The organism is Saccharomonospora xinjiangensis XJ-54, assembly GCF_000258175.1.
GTDB classification, from domain to species: domain Bacteria; phylum Actinomycetota; class Actinomycetes; order Mycobacteriales; family Pseudonocardiaceae; genus Saccharomonospora; species Saccharomonospora xinjiangensis.
In genome coordinates this window covers 3,217,373-3,239,954 of record NZ_JH636049.1, presented here as the reverse complement: position 1 = coordinate 3,239,954, position 22,582 = coordinate 3,217,373, and the positions used below count along the sequence as shown (strand labels likewise).

The following is a 22,582-nucleotide window of genomic DNA, read 5'->3' as shown; positions in this document are numbered from 1 at the left end:
CGGCTCGAAACCCGTGACCAGGCTGAGACGAGCACCGTGAGCGAACCGAACGACGACGAACAGACCGACCTCGGCTACGAGGAAGCGCGTGACCAACTGATCGAGGTCGTCAAGGGTCTTGAAGCGGGGGGCCTCTCACTTGAGGAGTCCCTCGCGCTGTGGGAGCGCGGCGAACGACTCGCCAAGCTGTGCGAGCGGCATCTCGAGGGCGCCCGCGAGCGCATCGAAGCGGCGCTGGCTACCGTGGAGGGCACGGAAGACACGGCGGGCACCGAGGGTCCGGCGAACGACTCGGAGACCTCCGGGTAGCGCGCGGGAAGCACCGGTCCGAGCGGTTCGTGAGTCGCGTGATCTCCGCGACACAGGCGTGGGCGTCACGCCCTTTGATGCCTTAGCTAGGGCAGTAAGCGTCGAAAACACCATCGGGAGGCACCATGACCGCCGCCAGCCAGCCAGCACGCAGTCAGCGTCGAGGCGAGGCGCCTGATCGCAACCTCGCGATGGAGCTCGTGCGGGTCACCGAGGCTGCCGCGATGGCTGCGGGACGGTGGGTCGGCAAGGGGGACAAGAACGGCGGCGACGGTGCTGCGGTTGACGCCATGCGACAGCTCATCGGGACCGTGTCGATGCGGGGTGTCGTCGTGATCGGCGAGGGCGAGAAGGACGAGGCGCCCATGCTCTACAACGGTGAGGAGGTCGGCAACGGCGACGGTCCCGAATGCGACGTGGCCGTTGACCCGATCGACGGGACGACCCTCATGTCGAAGGGCATGCCCAACGCGCTCGCCGTGCTGGCGGTGGCGGAGCGCGGAGCGATGTTCGACCCGTCGGCGGTGTTCTACATGGAGAAGCTGGCCGTAGGCCCCGAGGCCGCAGGCACCGTGGACCTTTCGGCACCGATCGCGGAGAACATCCGCAGGGTCGCGAAGGCCAAGCACAGCAGTGTGTCGGATGTGACCGTGTGCATCCTGGACCGGCCCCGGCATCAGCGGATCGTCGAGGAGGTGCGCGAGGCGGGGGCGCGTATCCGGTTCATCAGTGACGGCGACGTGGCAGGTGCGATCGCCGCGGCCCGGCCCACCACGGGCGTGGATCTGCTGCTGGGCATCGGTGGTACGCCGGAGGGCATCATCGCCGCGTGTGCCATGAAGTGTCTCGGTGGTGAGTTGCAGGGCAGGTTGTGGCCCAAGGACGACGAGGAGCGGCAGAAGGCGCTGGACGCGGGGCACGACCTCGATCGGGTGCTGACCACGGACGACCTGGTGCGGGGCGACAACGTCTTCTTCTGCGCCACCGGAGTCACCGACGGCGACCTGTTGCGGGGCGTGCACTACCGCGCCGGTGGGGCGACGACGCAGTCCATCGTGATGCGCTCCAAGTCGGGGACCGTTCGCATGATCGACGGCTACCACCGGCTCACCAAGTTGGCGTCCTACTCATCCGTTGACTTCGACGGATCGGCCGAGGACGACGTCGTCCCGCCGCTTCCTTGACCCGCAGCGCGCGCAGACTGCGGGCATGCGTGCAGGAAGTGCGGACACGGCACGCATCGTCTCGTGTCCGCAGCTGGTGAACAGGTGTCCGCACTTCTCGCACGTCACAGCTCGCCGGGCCGGGGCTGACCGAGAGCGGCGAAACGGCTCACACGTCGCTGGAGTGGCCCGGGAAGAGCTTGGCACCCGGGTTCAGTGCCACGGCGATGTTGTTGACGGCCGTTGCGGCCTCTCCGAACCCGGTGGCGATGAGCTTGACCTTGCCGGGGTACGTCGCCACGTCTCCCGCGGCGTAGACACCTTCCCGCGCGGTCGCCATGGTGGTATCCACACGGATCGCTCTGCGCTCCACCCCCAGTCCCCAGCTCTCGATGGGCCCGAGGTCGGCGGTGAAGCCCAGCGCGGCGACGACCGTCTGTGCGGGAAGGGTGACGCGGTCGCCGCCGACCGCCACATCGACCTCGGCGAGCAGGTCGTTCGCGTCACCGCGTAAAGCGACAACCTCCGCGTCGGTCATCACCCGCACGCCCTCGGCGTACGCCTGCCGCACGATGGACTCGGCGGCACGGAACCGCGCTCTGCGGTGCACCAGCGTCACGCTCGACGCGATCGGCCGCAGCGCCAGCGCCCAATCGAAAGCCGAGTCACCGCCGCCGACCACCACGACATCCTGGCCCGCGTGCGCGTCGAGAGCGGGAACGAAGTGCACGAGGCCGCGGCCCAGCCAACCCTGGCCGGACGGCAGCGGCCGCGGCGTGAACTCGCCGATACCCGCGGTGACCAGCACGGCACGAGCGCTGACCGAGGCCCCGTCCTCGAGAACCACCCGCAGGCCGTCGTCCCCGTCGTCCGAGGAGTGCAGCTTGTGTGCCCTGCGTCCCAGCAGGTAGGTCGGGTTCCACTGGCTCGCCTGCTCGACGAGGCCCTTCACGAGGTCACGTCCACGGACGGCGGGGAACCCGGCGACGTCATAGATCATCTTTTCCGGGTACATGGCGGTGACCTGTCCGCCCGCTTCCGGCAGGGAATCGACGACAGCGACGGACATGCCGCGGAAGCCCGCGTAGTAGGCGGCGTAGAGGCCGGTGGGGCCGGCACCGACCACGAGCAGGTCAACGGCAATCTCCCCGGGGGCGCTCATGGGCACACCGCCTTCCTCTCGCCGCGCGCCTTCGCGCGACTGTCGTGATGGCAGTCGTGATCCTAGTGCGTCACGCCATGCGGCGACGGCTGTGAACCTGGGCCAGACTGGCGACATGGCTGAACAGGAGTACCGGATCGAGCGCGACACGATGGGCGAGGTCGCCGTACCCGCCGATGCGCTCTACCGTGCGCAGACCCAGCGTGCCGTCGAGAACTTCCCGATCTCCGGCCGTGGTCTTGAACGTTCCCAGATTCGGGCGCTGGGATTGCTGAAGGCCGCTGCCGCGCGCGTCAACGCCCGGCTCGGCGTGCTGGACGGCGACGTAGCCGCCGCCATCGCCGCCGCGGCGGACGAGGTCGCCGAAGGCAAGCATGACGCTCACTTCCCCATCGACGTGTTCCAGACCGGGTCCGGAACCTCCTCGAACATGAACGCCAACGAGGTCATCGCGACACTAGCCTCGCGATCCCTCGGCCGGGATGTGCATCCGAACGACCACGTCAACGCCTCACAATCGTCGAACGACACGTTCCCCACCACCATTCGCGTCGCGACCACGGAGGCCGTGCTCACCGACGTGGTGCCCGCGCTCGACCACCTGGCGAGCGTGATCGAGCAGCGCGCCGCCGAGTGGCAAGACGTGGTGAAGTCCGGTCGCACCCACCTCATGGACGCCGTGCCGATCACGTTCGGACAGGAAGCGGGTGCGTGGGCCGCGCAGATCCGGTTCGGCATCGAACGGCTGCGCAGCGGGCTTCCGAGGCTGGCCGAATTGCCGATCGGCGGCACAGCGGTGGGCTCGGGCCTCAACGCACCGAGAGGTTTCGGCTCCGCCGTGGCAGGCGAACTGGCGAAGGTTACGGGTCTGCCGCTCACCGAGGCACGCGACCACTTCGAGGCACAGGCCGCTCAGGACGGCGTTGTCGAGACCTCGGGGCACCTCCGCACGGTGGCCGTCTCACTGAACAAGATCGCCAACGACCTGCGCTGGCTCGGCTCGGGACCGCGCACCGGCCTGGCCGAGGTGGCATTGCCGGATCTCCAACCGGGGTCGTCGATCATGCCGGGCAAGGTGAACCCGGTGATCTGTGAGGCCACGTTGCAGGTGGTGGCGCAGGTGATTGGTAACGACGCGGCGGTCGCGTTCGCCGGTTCGCAGGGCAACTTCCAGCTCAACGTCAACCTGCCCGTGATCGCGCGCAACGTGCTGGAGTCGGCACGGTTGCTCGCGGCGGTGTCGCGGTTGCTCGCCGACAAGGTGATCGCCGGGTTGAAGGTCAACGTGGAGACCGCGCGAGCGTACGCGGAAGGGTCCCCCTCGATCGTCACGCCGCTCAACGCCTATCTCGGCTACGAGGAGGCGGCCGCGGTGGCCAAGCAGGCGCTCGCGGAACTCAAGCCGATCCGCGACGTCGTGATCGAACGTGGGCACGTGGCGAGTGGCAGGCTCACCGAGCGGCAACTGGACGAGGCACTCGACGTGCTCAGGATGGCTCGCGGCAACCGCTGACCATGCCGGACTCGCGCCAGGAGGAGGACGGTCACCGTGTGGGGCGCCGCGCGGTGACCGTCTCACTCGCGCGAGCGACGCTGTCGGGGGCCGCCCTCGTGGCCGGGTATTTCTTCGTACCGTTGCAGGATTCCGGTACGGCCACGTGGGCGTGGTTCGCGATCGCTCTCACGCTGTGGACGGTGTTGATCGTCCGTCAGGTACTGGCGGTGTCGCGGTCCACCGCACCCCGGCTGCAGGCAATCGAGACGCTCGGGGTTGCGGTGCCGCTGTTCCTCGTGGTGTTCGCACTGACCTATGCCGCACTGGGCCAGGCCGATCCCACCGCGTTCACCGAACCGGTGGACAAGACCGACGCGCTCTACTTCACCGTGTCGGTCTTCGCCACCGTCGGGTTCGGTGACATCGCCGCGGTCAGCCACGCGGCCAGGGTTGTGGCGACATTGCAGATGATCGTCGGGCTGGTTCTCGTCGGCGTCATCGCCAAGGTGCTCGTCGGAGCCGTTTCCGTCGCCGTGCGACGCAGGGGAGGCGAGAAGTGAACGGCCGGTTCAGCTTCGGCGGGGACGGGCACGCACATGCATGCGCTCCCCCTGCGGCCCGAAAAGGCTGAGGATCTCGGCGGGATACGGGCCTGCGTTGCCGAACCAGTGTGGCAGCCGCGTGTCGAACTCCGCCGCCTCGCCCGTCTTCAGCACCACGTCGTGCTCGGCGAGCACGAGCCGCAACCGCCCGCTCAACACATACAGCCACTCGTATCCGTCGTGAGTCCTCGGGTCGGGTTCCTCGTCGGCCGGAGCGAGGATGATCTTGTATGCCTGCAACGCTCCGGGGTTGCGGGTGAGCGGCACGACGGTTCTGCCGTCCTGCCGCATCGGGTGCATCCTCACTCGCGGATCGTCCACCGGTGGAGCGCCGACGAGGTCGTCGAGCGAAACGCCGTGGGCCCGCGCGATCGGCAGCAGCAGTTCGAGGCTCGGTCTGCGCTGCCCCGACTCCAGCCTCGACAAGGTGCTGACCGAGATGCCGGTGCTCTCCGAGAGCGCGGCCAGCGTGCGGTTGCGTTCCCGCCGCAGGCGACGCAGCCGGGGACCGACCTGCCCGAGGACGTCTTCCATATCGGTATTGCAGGAGCGGCAAGGGGTGTTGTCAAGCGGCGCCGGACGACTGCCCTCCGGTCAGCCCGCTCCGATCAACTGCCTCGCCACCTCCTTGGCGTTGCCCACCGCTCCCGGCACGACGCCGAGGGAGGCGGTGACCGTGGCTCCCTCCAGCAGCATCAGCAGCGAGGTGGCGAGCTTGCGGGGATTGCGCACCCCCGCGTCCCTGGCGAGCGCGCGCAGGTAGTCGAACATCCACTGCTTCTGCTCCCTGATCACCTCGCGGGCGGGGTGGGCGGCGTCCGGTAGCTCGGCCTGGGCGTTGACGAAGGCGCACCCTCGTGGGTTCTCCGTCGCGATCCACTCCTCAAGGGCGTCGAAGACGAGCAGCAAGCGGCGCGTGGGCGTCATGCGTCCCCTTCGCTCCACCACGGCTTGCACGTGCTCGCGGTACCGCTCGTCCCTGCGCCTCAGGTAGTGCGTCACGAGGGCGTCCTTGGAGCCGAACCGGTCGTAGAGGGTCTTCTTCGTGACCCCGGCCTCGCTCGCGATCGACTCGACACCGACGGCGTGGATGCCGTTGTCGTAGAACAGCCGCCCCGCCACTTCGAGTACCCGCTCGGCGGCAGGGGTCAGCGCGAGATCTTCGCTCATGCCTTGACGGTATACCGATCGGTTTCCGTTCGATGAACATACCGGGCGGTGTACAGGGCAGGCGCCCATGAGATCCGGTGCCCTGCACGCCTTTCGTGCTCACGCGGGGTTCCGGGTTCACCGTGCCGCCCTCGGCACCGCACGCGATCGCGTGGACGCCGCTGCTCCGGCGGTTCTGGATCGTGGCGGCGGTGCTGAGCGGCTGGTGACTGCTTCACCGCGGGCGTTCGATCGCGCTCCGCGACGCCGGTGTTCACCCGGTCTGCTGTCGCAGGCCGTCGTCCTCCGCGCCTCCCGCACCACGTCGTCGCCGCGCGAGCTGTCGGACCCCGGCGCGATGATGGCGACATGTGGCTGTCCGACGTCGTCACCGCCTCCTCGGCCCTCGCGGCGACCCGATCGCGCAAGGCCAAAACGGCCTTCCTCGCCGAGCTGCTGAGCGGCGCACCCGCCGACGAACTCGCCGCCGCCGTGGCCTTCCTGACGGGCACGCCCGCACAAGGCCGGATCGGCATCGGCTGGCGCACCCTGTCGGAGCTGCGGACAGCCCCCGCCGAGTCACCTGCCCTGACGGTCGCCGAGGTCGATGCGACGCTCGGCGAGGTGGCGACCACGAGTGGAAGCGGCTCCGCCCGCCGCCGCTCCGAACTGTTGCGGTCGTTGCTGTCGCGGGCCACAGCCGAGGAGCAGGACTTCCTGTTCCGGTTGCTCACCGGCGAACTACGGCAGGGCGCACTCGAAGGTGTCATGGTCGAGGCCGTCGCCGCCGCGTCGGACGTGCCTGTCGAGGCCGTGCGGCGCGCGTTCATGCTCTCCGGTCGCCTGCCCTCCACCGCTCACGCCGCCATGGCAGGTGGGGTGGCCGCGTTGAACGCCTTCCGCATCGAGATCGGCAGACCGCTTCGTCCGATGCTCGCCTCCCCCGCCGAATCACTCGCCGAAGCCACCGCCGAACTCGGCTCCGTTTCGGTCGAGTACAAGCTCGACGGGGCGAGGATCCAGGTCCACCGCCGAGGTGACGACGTCCGCGTCTACACGAGGACACTGCGTGACGTCACGGCGCACGTCGGCGAGCTGGCCGACCTCGTGCGCGGCCTGCCGTGCGATTCCGTCGTACTGGACGGCGAGACACTCGCGCTCGACGACGGTGGAAGGCCCCGGCCGTTCCAGGAGACCATGTCGCGTTTCGGAAGCACGCGAGAGGAGCAGGTGCACGCGCTGTTGCTGCGGCCCTACTTCTTCGACTGCCTTCACCTCGACGGCACCGACCTCCTCGATGTCCCGCTGCGTGAACGCCAGGCGGCATTGCGCACGGTCGCGGGCGAGTACGTCGTCCCAGGCGAGCACGACCCGGGCGACCCCGGCGCGATCCTCGCGGCGTCACTGGATGCCGGGCACGAGGGCGTCGTGGTCAAGCATCTCGATTCCCCCTACGCCGCCGGGCGTCGCGGCAGGGCCTGGCTGAAGGTGAAGCCGGTGCACACGCTCGACCTCGTGGTGCTCGGCGTCGAATGGGGACACGGGCGGCGCAGCGGCTACCTCTCGAATCTCCACCTCGGTGCGCGAGATCCGGACGGCGGGCCCCCGGTCATGGTCGGCAAGACGTTCAAGGGGCTCACCGACGAGTTGCTGGCCTGGCAGACCACCGAGCTACCCCGGCACGAGACCCACCGGGACGACTGGACGGTGTATGTGCGCCCCGACCTGGTGGTCGAGATCGAACTCGACGGCGTGCAGACCAGCACCCGCTACCCCGGCGGGGTGGCCCTGCGGTTCGCGAGGGTACTCCGGTACCGGCCGGACAAGGACGCGAGCGACGCCGACACCATCGACGCCGTGCGCCGCCTGCTGCCCGGCGATCGGACCGCCGATCGCTGACACCGACCGCCCACTGCCCCTAAGCTGGACCCTCGTGCAGTTCCTCGAAGGCCACCGGCCTCCACACGACCTGACCTACGACGACGTCTACCTGCTGCCCAACCGCTCCGCGGTGGAGTCGCGGTTCGACGTGGACCTCTCCACGGTCGATGGCACGGGTACCACCATCCCGATCGTCGTCGCCAACATGACCGCCGTCGCCGGACGCCGGATGGCCGAGACCGTCGCCCGCAGAGGTGGCCTTGTCATCCTTCCCCAGGACGTCGATCCCGACGCGGTCGCCGACATCACGGCGTGGGTCAAGAACCGCCACCCCGTGTGGGACACGCCGCTGATCCTGCGTGCCGGTGATGCGGTGGCCGACGTGCTGAATCTCGTGGGCAAGCGCTCCCACGGCGCCGTCGCCGTCGTGGACGGCGAGGGCCGCCCCGTCGGCATCGTCACCGAGGAGGCATGTGGGGGCGTCGATCGCTTCGCCCGTCTGACGGAGGTACTGGAGCGGTCGGTGTTGACCGTGCCACTCGACACCCCGCCCCGTGAGGTCTACGAACACCTGCACGAACGCGGCGAGAATCTCGCGCTCGGCATCGATGCCGAGGGACGGCTCGCGGGTGTGCTGACCCAGGTGGGCGCGCTGCGGGCTGGCATCTACACGCCCGCTCTCGACGCCGAAGGCAGGTTGCGCATCGGCGCGGCCGTCGGCGTCAACGGCGACGTGGCGGCCAAGGCCGAGGCCGTGCTGAGCGCGGGTGTCAACGTGCTCGTCGTCGATACCGCCCACGGCCACCAGGAGAAGATGCTGGCCGCGCTGAAGGCGGTGCGGTCGGTGTCACCCTCGGTGCCGGTGGTGGCAGGCAACGTGGTGACCGCGGAAGGCACCCGCGACCTCATCGAGGCCGGAGCTGACGTCGTCAAGGTGGGTGTCGGCCCCGGCGCCATGTGCACCACCCGGATGATGACCGGTGTCGGCAGGCCACAGCTTTCGGCCGTGCTCGACTGCGCCGAGGCCGCACGCGAACTCGGCAAGCACGTGTGGGCCGACGGCGGTGTCCGTCACCCGAGGGATGTGGCACTCGCGCTCGCGGCAGGTGCGTCGGCGGCCATGGTGGGGTCGTGGTTCGCGGGCACGTACGAGTCGCCCGGCGACCTGCGCCACGACGAGCACGGCAGGCCGTACAAGGAGTCGTTCGGCATGGCCTCCAAGCGAGCCGTCACCGCGCGCACCCGCTCCGACAACGCCTACGAACGCGCGCGCAAATCGCTGTTCGAGGAGGGCATTTCGTCGTCGAGGATGGCGCTCGACCCGCTCAGGCCGAGCGTGGAGGACCTGCTCGACTCGATCACGGCGGGTGTGCGCTCGGCCTGCACGTACGCCGGAGCCGCCGACCTGGAGCAGTTCCACCAGCGGGCGGTGCTGGGTGTGCAGTCGGCGGCGGGCTTCGCCGAAGGCCGCCCCCTTCCGGCAGGCTGGTAACCCCCACTCCGCCGTGTCCGCACCTCCTGCACGCGTGTGCGCACTTCTCGCACGGGAGTGCGCAGCAGGGCGTTGCCGACTGCTCACAGGTTGCGGACACACGTGCACCAGGTGCAGACACATGTTCACAGCCTGCGGACACGAGACACACCGTCTCGCGTCCGCAGGCTCCTCCTACCGACCGCTAGCCGTGGTTCTCCAGCATTTCCGTGACCAGCGCGGCGATCGGTGAACGCTCCGAACGCGTCAGGGTCACGTGCGCGAACAGCGGGTGCCCCTTCAGCTTCTCGATCACAGCGGACACCCCGTCGTGCCTGCCGACCCGCAGGTTGTCCCGCTGCGCGACGTCGTGGGTCAGCACGACCCTCGACGCGGTTCCCAGCCGGGACAACACGGTGAGCAGCACGTTGCGTTCCAGCGACTGCGCCTCGTCCACGATCACGAAGGCGTCGTGCAGCGAGCGGCCCCTGATGTGCGTCAGCGGCAGCACCTCGAGCATCCCCCGGTCGAAGACCTCGTCGATCACTTCCTGGCTCACCAGCGCGCCGAGGGTGTCGAACACGGCCTGCGCCCACGGCTGCATCTTCTCGCTCTCGGTGCCGGGCAGGTAGCCGAGGTCCTGCCCTCCCACCGCGTAGAGCGGCCTGAACACGACGACCTTGCGATGCATGCCGCGTTCGAGCACCGACTCCAGCCCAGCACACAACGCGAGCGCGGACTTCCCCGTGCCTGCCCTTCCGCCGAGTGACACGATCCCGACGTCCGGGTCCATCAGCAGGTCGAGCGCGATGCGCTGCTCAGCCGATCGCCCGTGCAGCCCGAACACCTCGCGGTCACCCCGCACCAGCCTCACCCGCTTGGCCGGGGTCATCCTGCCGAGCGCGCTCGTGGTGCCTGCCATCAGCCGCATCCCGGTGTTGCACGGCAACTCGGCGGCCTCGGCCCTTCCGAAGTCGGCCAGATCCACCTCGCCGTCCGCGAACAACGCGTCGATGGCCTCGGCAGGCACGTCGAGGTCGGCCATGCCCGTCCACCCGGACGGCGTCACCTCCTCGGCGCGGTACTCGTCGGCGGCAAGCCCCACCGCGCCCGCCTTGACCCGCAGCGGGATGTCCTTGGTCACCAGCGTCACCGACGTCCGCTCCGTGGCGAGGTTCAACGCGCACGCGAGAATGCGGTGATCGTTGGAGTCGGTGCGGAAACCGGGTGGGAGCACCGTCGGGTCGGAATGGTTCAACTCCACCTGCACCGTTCCGCCGCACGCACCGATCGGCACGGGCACGTCGAGACGGCCGTGGGTGCGCCTGAGGTCGTCCAGCATCCGGAGCGACTCCCTGGCGAACCACCCGAGTTCCGGATGGTGTCGTTTGCCCTCCAACTCGCTGATCACAACGATGGGCAGCACCACGTGGTGTTCGGCGAACCGGGTGAGCGCCCACGGGTCCGACAGCAGTACCGACGTGTCGAGCACATAGGTACGCGGGGTTCGGTCGCCTGTTGCGCCGGAATCGGAGCCGGCGTCGGCGCCGGGGGCGCTGACGGGCGAGCGGCCGGAGTCCTCTCGGGGCACACGCTGCGCAGTCACGACGGCATCTCCCTCAGGGGCGTCGGCACCACGCCCCGCACTCGCTGGGGCCGGGCACTGCCCTGGCTGGTCGCGGGCTCCGACACGCTTTCGGTGTCAGGGCATGCGGCCACGAGGGCCCGGTGCCGGCCCCCTCGTGCGCTTCGGAAGCGGCTCGGTCTCCTTCGCCGCCGTTCGCTCCACCACTGCCACGACCAGGGCCTCCCGTGGCGACTCACCTGGGTCCGTGCGCCGCCACTTCGGAAGCTACCTGCGACGCTCGTTTCACGCAGGCAGCCAGCTAGGTGAATCGGTGGTGTGCCGACTCACGTTTCGTGAGCACGCCGAGCCACCCGTGGGTGAGGCAAGCGAGTCTTCACCAGGAGTTCATCCGCCGTACCGACGGTGTCGCACCGCGAAGTCCCGCAACGCGCGCAGGAAGTCAACGCGCCGGAACGCGGGCCAGTACGCCTCCGTGAACCAGAACTCGGAGTGCGCCGACTGCCACAGCAGGAAGCCGGACAAGCGCTGCTCGCCGGACGTGCGGATGATCAAGTCCGGGTCGGGTTGTCCCGACGTGTACAGGTGCTCGGAAATGTGATCGACGTCGAGGATCTTCGCGAGTTCGTGAATGGTCGTGCCCTCGTCGGCATGCTGGCGCAACAACTTGCGCACGGCGTCGGCGATTTCCTGTCGTCCCCCGTAACCGACGGCGACGTTAACGATCATTCCGGTGCGGCCGTCCGTGCGCTGCGCCGCGGCCGTGAGCCGGGCCGCGACGTCGGTGGGCAGCATGTCGAGGGCGCCCACGATCGAGAGCCGCCACGGGTTGCCGGGCCTGGCCAGCTCGTCAACCACGTCCGGGATGATCTCCAGGAGCGCGGCGACCTCTTCGTTGGAGCGGTTACGCACGTTCTCCGTTGACAGCAACCACAGCGTGACGACCTGGACGTTCGCCTCCCTGCACCAGCTCAGGAAGTCGGCGATCTTGCGCGCGCCCACTCTGTGACCGCCGTTGACGTCGGTGAATCCAGCCTCACGGGCCCAACGGCGATTGCCGTCGAGGATGATGCCGATGTGACGCGGGTGCCTTCCCGCGGCCTGCTGCTTGAGCCGCCACGAGTACACCGTGTAGACCACGCGGGAGAGGAACGAGCGAAGACTCACAGCAGGGGAGACTACGCCTGGCGACGAAGTGACCTTCGCCGTACTCCCGCACCTTGAGGGGTGCGAGAAAACTTACGGTTCCGTAGCCTGGGGCCGGTGAGCGTAGCGACACACGATCAGCCGAGGCCCGCAATGTCCGACGTCGTGGACACCAGGCCCCGCCTGCGGGGACATATCCATTTCTGGAGTTTCTTCGGAGCCGTCGCGGCAGGAGCGACACTGATCGCGCTCGCCGCGTCCACGGTGTCGGGGCTCGCCGCCCTCGCCACGTCCGTCTACGGGGCGACCGTGCTCGGCGTGTTCGGGGTGAGCGCGCTGTACCACCGGAGGCTGTGGAGCCCTCGCGCGTACGCCTGGATGAAACGCGCCGACCACTCGATGATCTTCTTGTTCATCGCGGGCACGTACACACCGTTCACGCTGCTGGCGATGTCGCAGCCGACGGGCTACATCGTGCTCGGCGTGGTGTGGGGAGGTGCGATCGCGGGCGTGGCGCTGAAGATGCTGTGGCCGACGGCGCCGCGCTGGCTCGGTGTGCCCATCTACATCGCGCTCGGCTGGGTGGCGGTCTTCGTGCTGCCCGAGCTGGCGGCCAACGCCGGCATCGCGGCGCTGGTACTGCTGCTGGTCGGCGGCGTGCTGTACACGCTGGGGTCGGTTTTCTACGCGACGCGCTGGCCGAACTACTGGCCCGAGACCTTCGGCTACCACGAGTTCTTCCACGCCTGCACCGTGGCCGCGGCGATCGCGCACTACATCGCGATCTGGCTGGCCATGTACGCCTAGCAGGGGGTTTCCGGGGTCCGGACCAAGCTCAGGCCGAGACCAGGCCGTGGTCCCAGCCCAAGAGTTCGGCGGACACGGGTGGCTCACCTCTACGCGGAGCCACCCGTGTCCGCTCATCTCGACAGCAGCACGGGAGTCATCGGCGCCTGATGCGCGTCTCCTCTCCCGTGATCAGGGACCGGCGCGTGCCGGTTTCCCTGCCGGCTACAGGTTCTGCCAGGTCGCCGCGAAGGTCTTCGCCAGGTTGGCCGGAGTTCCGGGGAGACTGTGCAGATTCTGTTGTCCGTCGGCGAACACCAGGATCCTGCCCTCCTCGCGGAGGTCGATCACGGAGAGCGGTTCGCTGCGCCGATACCTGCCATCCGGCGTGCCACCGGCGTAGACCTGGTGCACCGCTTCACGCGGAGCCTTCAGCCGTCTCTCGAATTCCATTTCCGGGGTCAGCTCCGCGGCGAACATGTCGTGATTCTCGGCCCGCACGTCGAAGGCCTGGCGGGTCGTGTGCAGCTCCGGCACCGGCGCGGGCGGGAACTCGGGCAGCTCACCGAGGAACGCCTCGACGAGGTGGCGTTCGGCGATCGGCACGATCGTCACCGACTCATCTTTGACCTGCATCGCCACCGCGTCACCTCCCGCAGAGGCCACGAGGAACTTGCGGTCCCTCTCTTCAGCGTCGGAATACGTGCTCCAGCAGTACAGCTCACGGCCAGGAGACGCCACGATCCGCAGTGCGACGCGGAACTCCCGGGTGAGCATGTCCTCCCGAGCAAGGCCGAGACGGCCCAGCTCGCGGAAGCAGCGGCGCGTGAACTCACCCCGCTGATCCTGAGGAAGGTAGAGGTCGGACGCCCCCAGCAGCGGGTGCGGATCACCGAGTCCTTCCAGCTCCCACAGGTGCAGCAGCAGAGCCCGAGGGAGCGCGACGGGACGGGTCAGTACGGCCATCACGTCTACCCGCCGATGGTCGGGGGCGCGACGGCGTTGCCCGTGACGGGATCACGGAGTACCTCTCCGTCTTCGGTGAGCGCGAACGCCTCGTCACTGGCCTGGACGTACTGGCGCTGGTGTTCCTCGTCGCCGCCGCCCTGGCCGCCCCGTCCCGCACCACCGCCCATGGCGCCCATGGGCATCGCGCCCCGGCCACCGGCCGCGCCTGCGGGGCCGCCGACAGGGAATCCACCGGCGGCTGCGGTCCTGCCACCGCCGGCAGGACCGAACGGGGCACTTCCCGTGGCTTTACCGGAGCCTGGCGCGCCTGTCCCTCCGGGGCCACCGGCCGTGCCTGCACCGGCCGCACCTCCACCGGGCAAGCCGCCGGGAACCCCTCCTCGGCCTGGCATGGAGAAACGCCCGCCTCCTCCTGCCGGGGGGCCACCGCCGCTCGGCCCGAAAGCGTGGGGACCGGCCGGGCCGAAACCCGGCGGTTGGTGTGGGCCGGGTGGGTTGCTTCCGCCAGGGCCGAAGCCGGGGCCCGGGTTGTAGCCGGGCGTGGAGAAGTTCGGCGCCGTGGCCGCGGGGCGAGTCACCTCAGGAGGCACATATCCCGACGCCGACGTACCGGAATCGGGCCGCGACGAACCCGGCATCTGTGGTGTCCCGAAGTCCGGCGTCGCCGCCGAACCTCCGACCGTCGCTTGCTGGCCCAACGATGGGCTGCCCGTGCGCGGCGACGAGGTCGGTCCTGTGGCTTCCGTTCGACCGGCGGGTTCGCCGTGTCCCGTGGGCTCGTTGAACGTCTTGATGCCCGTTCCGGCGTCCTTCACCGTGCTGGACTTGTCATGGTCGAGGGTGCCGAGTTCGCCGTCGAATGCGTCGAGCGAACCGAAGTCCCGCATGACGCTCTGCTGCGCCGACTGCATGGCCTGTTCGTAGCCCTGGTAGATCTGGCGGGCCCGCTCCACGTCGGCCTTGTGCTGGTTGATGCGGTCCTCGGTGTCGGTGTCCCACGGGGTTAGAACGTCCACGACATCCCGTTCCGGCGGTTTCTCGGCGATCGTCGGCAACTGCTGTTTGATGGTGTCGAACGTGTACGCGCCGTCGGTGTACTGCCGGGCGTTGTGCGCGTACACCTCGGCGGACAGCTGGGTCGCTCTGGCCCCTGTGCGGATCTTCTCCGCCGCGGCGTCGGCGGCGGCCCCCGACCAGGAACTTTCCAGCGCCTGCAACATCTTCCCGCTGCGCTCGCTCGCGTCACGGTGAGCACCGACGACGGTGTCGGCCATGGTCATGGACCCGTGCCATCTCGCCGCGTCCCCCTCGCGCAACCGCCGCACCAACTCGTGCACCGGAACGACTCCTACGTCGGCGAGGATCTTCCGCATGAACTCCTCGTCGAAATGATCACCGATCCCGTCGAACAACCCCACCGTCATCCCCCGCCTTGGCCTTCAAATTCTCCACGACTATCTCGGAGACAGTCTCCGCCGCAACACAGGAATCAGTCCCGTCCGACTCCCCCTCTAAACCCAAAGTCACAACGGTCACTACCGAATACTCGTTGGCAATACCCACGGCCACAGTACAAACGATCTCGTCTTCACTGTCCTTGAACGCCACCGCGGGAAACCCCGCGACCGAATCCAACTCCCGGAAAACCGCCTTCTGAGGCTTCGTATTCGCATACTGCGCACTCAACCCCTGCCGCGACACAACACTGAAACCAACCGCGAACCCGGAGAACCTCTCCTTGTTCCCCCAGTCGCAAACCGGCCCGACCGACCCCAGATCCCTACGCCTCCCCTCCGACGCCCCCGTACCCAGCACCGCCCGCACCTGCTCCGGCGTCAGCACCTCACACGGATGATCAGACAAAACCGACTCCGGCAACGGATCCACCACCACCGGAGCACCACTATGCGGCAACCCCGAACCATGTGGAGAACCCATCGATGCCGGCTCAGCCGTCCCAGACCCCGAAGGTCCAGCCGTTCCGCCCGAATCTCCCGAACACCCGGCAACCACCAACACAACCAAGCCGACACTCAGCGCCGTAACAACGCGCTTCACGCCGAACCACCGAACAACACGGCCCTCAACCCCCACCAAGAACAACTCCCCCAAGCCGACGGTAAGACGGCCGGCTACCTACCCGCCTTGGCCTTCAAACTGTTCACGACTAGCTCGGAGACAGTCTCCGCCGCAACACAGGAATCAGTCCCGTCCGACTCCCTCTCGAAACCCAAAGTCACAGTCGTCACTACCGAATACTCGTTGGCAATCCCGACGGCCACAGTACAAACGATCTCGTCTTCACTGTCCTTGTATGCCACCGCGGGAAACCCGACGACCGAATCCAACTCCCGGAAAACCGCCTTCTGGGGCTTCGTATTCGCATACTGCGCACTCAACCCCTGCCGCGACACAACACTGAAACCAACCCGAAACCCGCCGAGGCTTTCTTTGTTCCCCCAGTCGCAGCCCGGCCCGACCGACCCCAGATCCCTACGCTCCCCCTCCGACGCCCCCGCACCCAGTACCTTCCGCACCTGCTCCGGCGTCAGCACCTCACACGGATGATCAGCCAACACCGACTCCGGCAACGGATCCACCACCACCGGAGCACCACTATGCGGCAACCCCGAAACTCCCGCAGCCGAACTGGACGGTCGAACCGCCGACGACCCAGGGTTCGGTGCCGCCTCGCCGCCTGACACATTCGAACACCCGACGACCACCAACACGGCAACGCAGGCGCCCGCCATCGCGACCACACGCTTCATCAGATCACCGGCCTGTCAGAGCCGGACTCGCCGCCGGAGGCGGCGATGTCTTTCCCTGCCTGCTCGTCGGCCTCTTGATACATGCCCAGCGCCTTGCCCAAGGCCCTCGCGAGACCGCGGTAGTACTCGATCTCTGCCTTGACATGCGCAGCCCCCGCTTTGAAGGCTTCGACACCGGCATTGTTGAAACTCACACTGGCCGGGTCATCAGCCACCGGCTGAGTCTCACAAAGCTGCTCCGCATCACGCCATATCTTCTGCAGGTCATGCGCCAGAGAAACGGCCTCCCGGTAGAGGCCTTCGGCGGTGGCGAGATCGAGGTCGAAGCCACCCTCCGCGCCCGGCACCGACGGCTTGCCGTCCACGATGAAGTTCACACCGTTCCACAGATTCGCCATAACACCGGCCCCGCCGCCGTCCCCCGGCGCCATCAGCGCCCCCTGGTCGGCACCACCTGCGGAAAGATCACCAGTTCCCTTGCCGACTTCCACTCCCGCTCGCCCCTCCCTCGACGCACGAACGAACGGCATCGTAGCGTAGCCAGCCCCTTACCGTGCGGAAAACGGACAGAAGCGGCCGGCCTCCCTTTTCGGAAGGCCGGCCGCCTGGGTTCGCCCACGAAATCAGTTGTTCACCGTGGTCTGCTCATTCTTGGGGGCCGCCAGGAACCGGTCGCCCGGCTGCTCCGCGCGCAGGGCTCTGTACAGGCCCCACATGACGAGAACCATCACCACCGAGAACGGCAGTCCCATCACGATCGTGGCGTTCTGCAGGGTCGCGACCCCGCCGACGATGAGCATCGCCAGCGTCAGCACACCGATGACGGCCGACCAGAACACCCGCAGCCAGGGCACCGCGTCCGTGGTGGGAGTGGGCAGGTTCGACGTCAGGTTGCCCAGCACGAGCGCGCCCGAGTCGGCCGAGGTGACGTAGAACAGCAGGCCGACCACGGTCGCCAGCCCTGCGGTGAACGTGACGCCGGGATATTGCGTCAGGAGCGTGTAGAAGCCCTGCTCCGGCGCAGCGACTGCGGTCTCACCGAACTCGGTGTTGCCTTCCCGCACGAGCCGCAGCGCACTGTTGCCGAACACCGACAGAAACGCCGCGGTGAACAGGAACGGGATGATCAGTGTGGCCGCGACGAACTGCCTGATGGTGCGGCCCCGCGAGATCCGCGCGAGGAACAGACCGACGAACGGTGCCCACGCGATCCACCACGCCCAGAAGAACAGCGTCCACGCGTTGAGCCACTCGGTGGGCCGGTCGTAGGCGAAGGTGTTCAGCGTCAGGTCGGAGAAGCCGCTGACGTAGTCGCCGATGTTGAGCACAAGACCGTTGAGCAGGTAGACGGGATCACCGGCGAACAGGATGAACACCATCAAAAGCAGAGCGAGCACGACGTTGATCTGCGAGAGCCGCTTGATTCCCCTGTCAACACCCGCGACGGCGGACACCGTGGCCATCAGCACGGCCAGCGCGATGAGCCCGACCTGCGCTGCCGTCCCCTGTGGGATGCCGAACAGGAAGTTCAGCCCGAAATTGAGCTGCACGACACCGATGCCCAGCGACGTGGCGATGCCGAACACCGTGCCGAGCGCGGCGGCGATGTCCACGGCATGGCCCGCGCGGCCGTGGACGCGCTTGCCGATCAACGGGTACAGCGCGGAGCGAATCGCCAGTGGCAGTCCCCTGCGGAACGCGAAGTATCCGAGCGCCATGCCCATCAGCGCGTACATCGCCCAGCCTGTGATGCCGTAGTGGAACAGCGTCCACACCACGGCGTCCTTCGCCGCCCGCAACGTCTCCGGGTCGCCCTGCGGCGGGTCGAGGTACTGGGTCACCGGCTCGGCCACCGAGAAGAACATGAGGTCAATGCCGATGCCCGCGGCGAAGAGCATCGAACCCCACGCGAAGACGCCGTAGTCCGGTGTGGACTTCGCGGGGCCGAGTGTGATCCGGCCGTACTTGGACACGGCAAGAAAAACCACGAAGACGAGAAACGCGGTGGCGATCAGGATGTAGTACCAGCCGAGTCCCTCCGAGACCCAGCCCACGACGACGCCGATGGTGTCCGCCGCGTTGTCAGGAGCGATGATGCCCCACAGCGCGATCAGGAGGATGATCGCCGCCGACCCGGTGAACACCACGCGGTTGACGGAGCTGTTGGCCCTCACAAGCTTGTTCTCCGACAAGGAACTCACCTTTCGCCGTCGCGACGATCGTGGCGGTAGTAGGGCGTGTCCGACGGCGGAAGTGGTGTGTCGCCCTTGATGAGGTCGGCGGCCTTCTCGGCGAGCATCATCACGGGCGCGTAGATGTTGCCGTTGGTGAGGTAGGGCATGGCGGAGGCATCGACGACACGGAGGTTCTCCACACCGTGCACACGCATGCTCGTCGGATCGACCACCGACATCTCGTCGATGCCCATCCGTGCCGTGCACGAGGGGTGGTAGGCGGTTTCGGCGTCCCGTGCGACCCAGTCGAGGATCTCCGAGTCCGACCGCACGTGGGGACCTGGGGAGATCTCACCGCCGTTGAACTCGTCCAGCGCGGGCTGTCTGAGGATGTCCCTGGCGACGCCGATCGCCTCGACCCACTCCTTACGGTCGTTCTCGGTGGACAGGTAGTTGAACCGCAGCGCGGGTTTGGCCTTGGGATCGGCCGACTTGATCCGGACGTTGCCGCGAGCGTCGGAGTACATCGGTCCGATGTGGACCTGGTAGCCGTGCGGCGTGTCGATCTGCGTGCCGTCGTAGCGAACCGCGATCGGCAGGAAGTGGAACATGAGGTTGGGGTACTCGACCGTGTCGTTGCCCCGGACGAACCCGCCTGCCTCGAAGTGGTTGGTCGCCGCGGGGCCGGTGCGGCCCAGCAACCATTGCAGGCCGATCTTGGGCCGGTTGCGCAGCTTCAGCGCGGGGTTGAACGTCACCGGCTGCCTGCAAGCGTGCTGCACGTAGACCTCGAGGTGGTCCTGAAGGTTCTCGCCGACACCCCGCAGCTCGTGGACGGTCCTGATGCCGAGGGATTCGAGGTGCGTTGGGTCGCCGACCCCGGAGAGCTGGAGCAGCTGCGGCGTGTTGATCGCTCCTCCGCAGAGGACGACCTCCCCGCCGTAGACGTTCTCGGGCCTGCGGCCCAGCCTGCTCACCGAGACGCCCACCGCGCGCTTCCCATTGAACAACACGCGGTTGACGTGCGACAACGTCTGCACGGTCAGGTTGCGGCGATGCTTCACCGGATGCAGGTATGCCCGCGCGGCCGACCAGCGGCGGCCGTTGCGGATGTTCCGGTCGAACGCCGCGAAACCCTCCTGCTGATAGCCGTTGACGTCGTCGGTCAGCGGGTAACCAGCCTGTTGCGCCGCCGCGAGGAACGCGCCGAACAGCGGGTTCTTCACCGGGCCGCGTTCGAGCCAGAGCGGGCCGTCGTCGCCGCGCCAGTCGTCGCCGCCGTCACGGCAGTTCTCCATGCGCTTGAAGTAGGGCAGACAGTGGGCGTAGTCCCAGGTCTCCATGCCGGGGTCGGAGGCCCAGCGCTGGAGATCCATCGGGTTGCCGCGCTGGAAGATCATGCCGTTGATGGAACTGGACCCGCCGAGTACCTTGCCTCTGCCGTGGTAGACGCGGCGCCCGTTCATGTACGGCTCGGGCTCGGACTCGTAACGCCAGTCGTACAGCGGGTTGCCGATCACCATGGTCAGCGCGGCCGGCATGTGGATGAGGATGTCCCAGATCCAATCGGAGCGACCGGCCTCCAGCACCAGGACGCTGGTGGACGGATCGGCGCTCAACCGGTTGGCCAGCACGCACCCGGCCGACCCACCACCCACGATGATGTAGTCGTACCTTCTTGCCACTTCTTCATCCCTCCTTGGGCGCGCCGGAGAACCAGCGCATCGGTGCCGGGTTGATGTTGTGGTAGATGTGCTTGGCCTCGCGGTACTCGTCGAGGCCGGTCGGTCCCAGCTCACGCCCGATTCCCGACTTGCCGAACCCGCCCCACTCGGCCTGCGGCACGTAGGGGTGGTAGTCGTTGATCCAGACTGTGCCGTGCCTGAGCGCGTTCGCGACGCGCTGCGCCACCGAGGCGTCGTTCGTCCACACGGCACCGGCGAGTCCGTAATCGGTGTCGTTGGCGATGCGGATCGCCTCGGCCTCGTCGCGGAAGCGTTCGACGGTGACGACTGGCCCGAACACCTCTTCCCTGACAGCGGTCATGTCGCGCGTGCACTCGGCGAACACGGTCGGGCGCAGGAAGTACCCGTTCGCCAGTTCCGGTTCGGAAGGGCGCCCTCCACCGGCGACGAGCCGGGCGCCCTCCGCGATCGTGCGTTCGATGTAGCGTTCCACCTTGGCCCGATGCTCGGCCGAGACGAGCGGGCCGCACTCGGTTCCCTCGTCGAGACCGTTGCCGAGCCGGATGGCGTCGGCCCTGCGACCGAGTTCGGCGACGAACTCGTCGTGGATCTGTTCCTGCACGATCAGCCGCGCTCCCGCCGAACACACCTGACCGGAGTGGACGAACGCCGCGGCGAGTGCGTAATCGACGGCGGTGTCGAAGTCCGCGTCGGCGAAGACGACGTTGGGGTTCTTGCCGCCGAGTTCGAGCGCGACCCGCTTCACGCCCTCGGCGGCCATCGCCATGATCTTCTTGCCTGTGGCGAGCCCGCCGGTGAACGACACCAGGTCCACCGCCGCGTGGCGCACCATGGCCGAGCCCACGGTCGCGCCGTCGCCGAGCACGAGGTTGACCACGCCACGGGGAACCCCGGCCTCTTCCAGCAGGCGCACGAGGATGATCGTGGTGAGCGGGGTGAGTTCGCTGGGTTTGAGCACCACGGTGTTGCCTGCGGCCAGCGCGGGTGCGACCTTCCAGGCCATCTGGAGGAGCGGGTAGTTCCACGGCGCGATGAGCGCACACACCCCGACCGGTTCGTGGACGATCCGACTGACCACTCCCGGGTCACCGGTGTCAACCACTCTGCCCGCGTCAGCGTCGGCCAGTCCCGCGTAGTAGCGGAAGACGTTCGTGACGTCGTCCACGTCGATCCGGCCCTCGCTCAGGGTCTTGCCCGTGTCGAGGCTCTCCTGCCGGGCGATGTGTTCCCGGTCGCGCTGCAGCAGCTCGGCCACCCGCCGCAGGAGGTCACCGCGCTCCCGTGCGGGGGTCGCGGGCCACGAGCCCTCGTCGAAGGCACGCCGGGCTGCGGACACGGCGGCGTCCACATCGTCCGGACCGGCTTCGGACACGGTCGTCACGGTGCTGCCGTCGTAGGGGTTGAGCACGGCTCGGCCGCCGTTCGACGTCGTCGCCTCGGTCCAGGCTCCGTCGATGTAGAGGTCTCTCATGAGGCGGGTTTCCCACTCCCTCGATTCGGTGTGGTCTGCACCACACGATTTGTGTACGCTGGTACATGTTATATGTACATGAGTACACAGTGAAGGTGTGGGGCTGTCGCACCCCGCCCGACGTGGTGTGATGTCATGGCCGGGACCGGCCTTGGAGGGGAGCCAAGCGCATGACGGCGCAGGAACCGGCGACACGCAGGCGCACCCGTGGTCCGAACGACCCGGACCGCCGCAACCGCATCGCCCGCGCGGCCATCACGCTCATCGCCGAACGCGGCATCAACGCGCTCACCCACCGTGCCGTCGCGGCGAAGGCGGGCGTGCCGCTCGGCTCGACCACCTACCACTTCGCCACGCTCGACGACCTGATCGCGAGCGCCCTCGACGAAGCGGCACGGCGCAACGTGGCCGCGCTCCGCGAATGGGACGCCGCACTGCCCACCGACGTGGACCTGGCGACGGCGCTGGCTGAACTGGTGCTCGACTCCGTGACCAGGGAACGTGCCAACACGATCGCCGAGTACAACCTCTACGCGCTCGCGCTTCAACGCCCGAGCCTGCGCGGTGCCGCCGTCGCGTGGGACGACGCGCTCGCCGAGTTGTTCGTCGCCCGCACCGATCCGCTGACCGGGCGACTGGTCGCCACCCTCACCTGTGGACTCATGATGCAGGCGGTACTCGGCGAGGCCCCGCCTCGGCGCGAGGACGTCGAGGCGCTGTACCGGCGCGCGCTGGGCTGAAC

The 22,582-nt window shown here is 68.1% G+C and carries 22 protein-coding genes; 9 read left to right on the top strand and 13 right to left on the bottom strand.

Annotated elements, in window-relative coordinates; translation table 11 throughout:
- The first annotated feature begins 36 nt into the window (after positions 1-36).
- Together SACXIDRAFT_RS14670 and glpX are read left to right on the top strand one after the other, a co-directional pair.
- Positions 37-309, top strand: coding sequence for an exodeoxyribonuclease VII small subunit (locus tag SACXIDRAFT_RS14670; protein ID WP_040922679.1), 273 nt, complete (start codon positions 37-39; stop codon positions 307-309).
- A 125-nt stretch (positions 310-434) separates the two neighbouring features.
- Complete coding sequence (gene glpX, locus SACXIDRAFT_RS14665) at positions 435-1,493, top strand: class II fructose-bisphosphatase (protein ID WP_006239357.1); 1,059 nt, start codon at positions 435-437, stop codon at positions 1,491-1,493.
- 148 nt (positions 1,494-1,641) lie between these two features.
- Here the strand turns inward: glpX and SACXIDRAFT_RS14660 are convergent, their stop codons facing one another.
- Positions 1,642-2,634, bottom strand: coding sequence for an NAD(P)/FAD-dependent oxidoreductase (locus SACXIDRAFT_RS14660; RefSeq protein ID WP_006239356.1), 993 nt, complete (start codon positions 2,632-2,634; stop codon positions 1,642-1,644).
- A 115-nt stretch (positions 2,635-2,749) separates the two neighbouring features.
- Here SACXIDRAFT_RS14660 and SACXIDRAFT_RS14655 point away from each other — a divergent pair, with 115 nt between their 5' ends.
- On the top strand, positions 2,750-4,147 hold the full coding sequence (locus SACXIDRAFT_RS14655; RefSeq protein WP_006239354.1) for a class II fumarate hydratase: 1,398 nt from the start codon (positions 2,750-2,752) through the stop codon (positions 4,145-4,147).
- A 53-nt stretch (positions 4,148-4,200) separates the two neighbouring features.
- Positions 4,201-4,689, top strand: coding sequence for a potassium channel family protein (locus tag SACXIDRAFT_RS14650; RefSeq protein ID WP_232285309.1), 489 nt, complete (start codon positions 4,201-4,203; stop codon positions 4,687-4,689).
- A 9-nt stretch (positions 4,690-4,698) separates the two neighbouring features.
- Here the strand turns inward: SACXIDRAFT_RS14650 and SACXIDRAFT_RS14645 are convergent, their stop codons facing one another.
- Complete coding sequence (locus SACXIDRAFT_RS14645; RefSeq protein ID WP_006239352.1) at positions 4,699-5,265, bottom strand: helix-turn-helix domain-containing protein; 567 nt, start codon at positions 5,263-5,265, stop codon at positions 4,699-4,701.
- Between the two features lie 60 nt (positions 5,266-5,325).
- Positions 5,326-5,901 carry a TetR/AcrR family transcriptional regulator gene (locus SACXIDRAFT_RS14640; protein ID WP_006239350.1) on the bottom strand — a complete coding sequence of 192 codons (576 nt, stop codon included), beginning with the start codon at positions 5,899-5,901 and terminating at the stop codon, positions 5,326-5,328.
- Between the two features lie 77 nt (positions 5,902-5,978).
- On the opposite strand from SACXIDRAFT_RS14640, the gene SACXIDRAFT_RS23715 reads away from it, so the two are divergent.
- The 3 genes from SACXIDRAFT_RS23715 (at position 5,979) to guaB1 (ending at position 9,253) form a co-directional block, all read left to right on the top strand.
- Positions 5,979-6,110 carry a hypothetical protein gene (locus SACXIDRAFT_RS23715; protein WP_269731177.1) on the top strand — a complete coding sequence of 44 codons (132 nt, stop codon included), beginning with the start codon at positions 5,979-5,981 and terminating at the stop codon, positions 6,108-6,110.
- A gap of 139 nt (positions 6,111-6,249) precedes the next feature.
- Complete coding sequence (locus SACXIDRAFT_RS14635) at positions 6,250-7,779, top strand: ATP-dependent DNA ligase (RefSeq protein WP_006239349.1); 1,530 nt, start codon at positions 6,250-6,252, stop codon at positions 7,777-7,779.
- A 34-nt stretch (positions 7,780-7,813) separates the two neighbouring features.
- Entirely contained in the window at positions 7,814-9,253 is a 1,440-nt protein-coding gene (guaB1, locus tag SACXIDRAFT_RS14630; protein ID WP_006239348.1) for a GMP reductase, read from the top strand.
- A gap of 184 nt (positions 9,254-9,437) precedes the next feature.
- Here guaB1 and phoH2 read toward each other — a convergent pair whose 3' ends face one another.
- Positions 9,438-10,838, bottom strand: a complete 1,401-nt coding sequence (gene phoH2 / locus SACXIDRAFT_RS14625; protein WP_006239347.1) for an RNA 5'-3' helicase PhoH2 — start codon at positions 10,836-10,838, stop codon at positions 9,438-9,440.
- A gap of 366 nt (positions 10,839-11,204) precedes the next feature.
- The gene (locus tag SACXIDRAFT_RS14620; RefSeq protein ID WP_006239346.1) at positions 11,205-11,984 is read right to left on the bottom strand and encodes an isoprenyl transferase; all 780 of its coding nucleotides are present in this window, start codon (positions 11,982-11,984) and stop codon (positions 11,205-11,207) included.
- Positions 11,985-12,116: 132 nt separating this feature from the next.
- On the opposite strand from SACXIDRAFT_RS14620, the gene trhA reads away from it, so the two are divergent.
- The gene (gene trhA / locus SACXIDRAFT_RS14615; protein WP_006239345.1) at positions 12,117-12,770 is read left to right on the top strand and encodes a PAQR family membrane homeostasis protein TrhA; all 654 of its coding nucleotides are present in this window, start codon (positions 12,117-12,119) and stop codon (positions 12,768-12,770) included.
- A 204-nt stretch (positions 12,771-12,974) separates the two neighbouring features.
- Here the strand turns inward: trhA and SACXIDRAFT_RS14610 are convergent, their stop codons facing one another.
- From SACXIDRAFT_RS14610 to SACXIDRAFT_RS14575, 8 genes are all read right to left on the bottom strand, one after another.
- Positions 12,975-13,718, bottom strand: a complete 744-nt coding sequence (locus SACXIDRAFT_RS14610) for an ESX secretion-associated protein EspG (RefSeq protein ID WP_085978661.1) — start codon at positions 13,716-13,718, stop codon at positions 12,975-12,977.
- 2 nt (positions 13,719-13,720) lie between these two features.
- Positions 13,721-15,142, bottom strand: a complete 1,422-nt coding sequence (locus SACXIDRAFT_RS14605) for a hypothetical protein (protein WP_006239343.1) — start codon at positions 15,140-15,142, stop codon at positions 13,721-13,723.
- A complete protein-coding gene (locus tag SACXIDRAFT_RS14600; protein WP_040922678.1) occupies positions 15,111-15,776 on the bottom strand; it encodes a DUF3558 domain-containing protein in 666 nt (221 codons plus the stop codon). Before SACXIDRAFT_RS14600 ends, SACXIDRAFT_RS14605 begins: the two co-directional genes overlap by 32 nt.
- 74 nt (positions 15,777-15,850) lie before the next feature.
- The gene (locus SACXIDRAFT_RS14595) at positions 15,851-16,489 is read right to left on the bottom strand and encodes a DUF3558 domain-containing protein (RefSeq protein WP_006239341.1); all 639 of its coding nucleotides are present in this window, start codon (positions 16,487-16,489) and stop codon (positions 15,851-15,853) included.
- Positions 16,489-16,920 (bottom strand): hypothetical protein, encoded by a 432-nt coding sequence (locus tag SACXIDRAFT_RS14590; protein WP_006239340.1) that lies wholly within the window; start codon positions 16,918-16,920, stop codon positions 16,489-16,491. Before SACXIDRAFT_RS14590 ends, SACXIDRAFT_RS14595 begins: the two co-directional genes overlap by 1 nt.
- A 192-nt stretch (positions 16,921-17,112) precedes the next feature.
- On the bottom strand, positions 17,113-18,690 hold the full coding sequence (betT, locus tag SACXIDRAFT_RS14585; protein WP_006239339.1) for a choline BCCT transporter BetT: 1,578 nt from the start codon (positions 18,688-18,690) through the stop codon (positions 17,113-17,115).
- Positions 18,687-20,348 (bottom strand): choline dehydrogenase, encoded by a 1,662-nt coding sequence (gene betA, locus SACXIDRAFT_RS14580; protein WP_006239338.1) that lies wholly within the window; start codon positions 20,346-20,348, stop codon positions 18,687-18,689. Before betA ends, betT begins: the two co-directional genes overlap by 4 nt.
- A 4-nt stretch (positions 20,349-20,352) precedes the next feature.
- Positions 20,353-21,840 carry an aldehyde dehydrogenase family protein gene (locus SACXIDRAFT_RS14575; RefSeq protein WP_006239337.1) on the bottom strand — a complete coding sequence of 496 codons (1,488 nt, stop codon included), beginning with the start codon at positions 21,838-21,840 and terminating at the stop codon, positions 20,353-20,355.
- 170 nt (positions 21,841-22,010) lie between these two features.
- Between SACXIDRAFT_RS14575 and SACXIDRAFT_RS14570 the strand changes: the two genes are divergently transcribed.
- Positions 22,011-22,580, top strand: coding sequence for a TetR/AcrR family transcriptional regulator (locus tag SACXIDRAFT_RS14570; protein ID WP_006239336.1), 570 nt, complete (start codon positions 22,011-22,013; stop codon positions 22,578-22,580).
- Positions 22,581-22,582 lie beyond the last annotated feature (2 nt).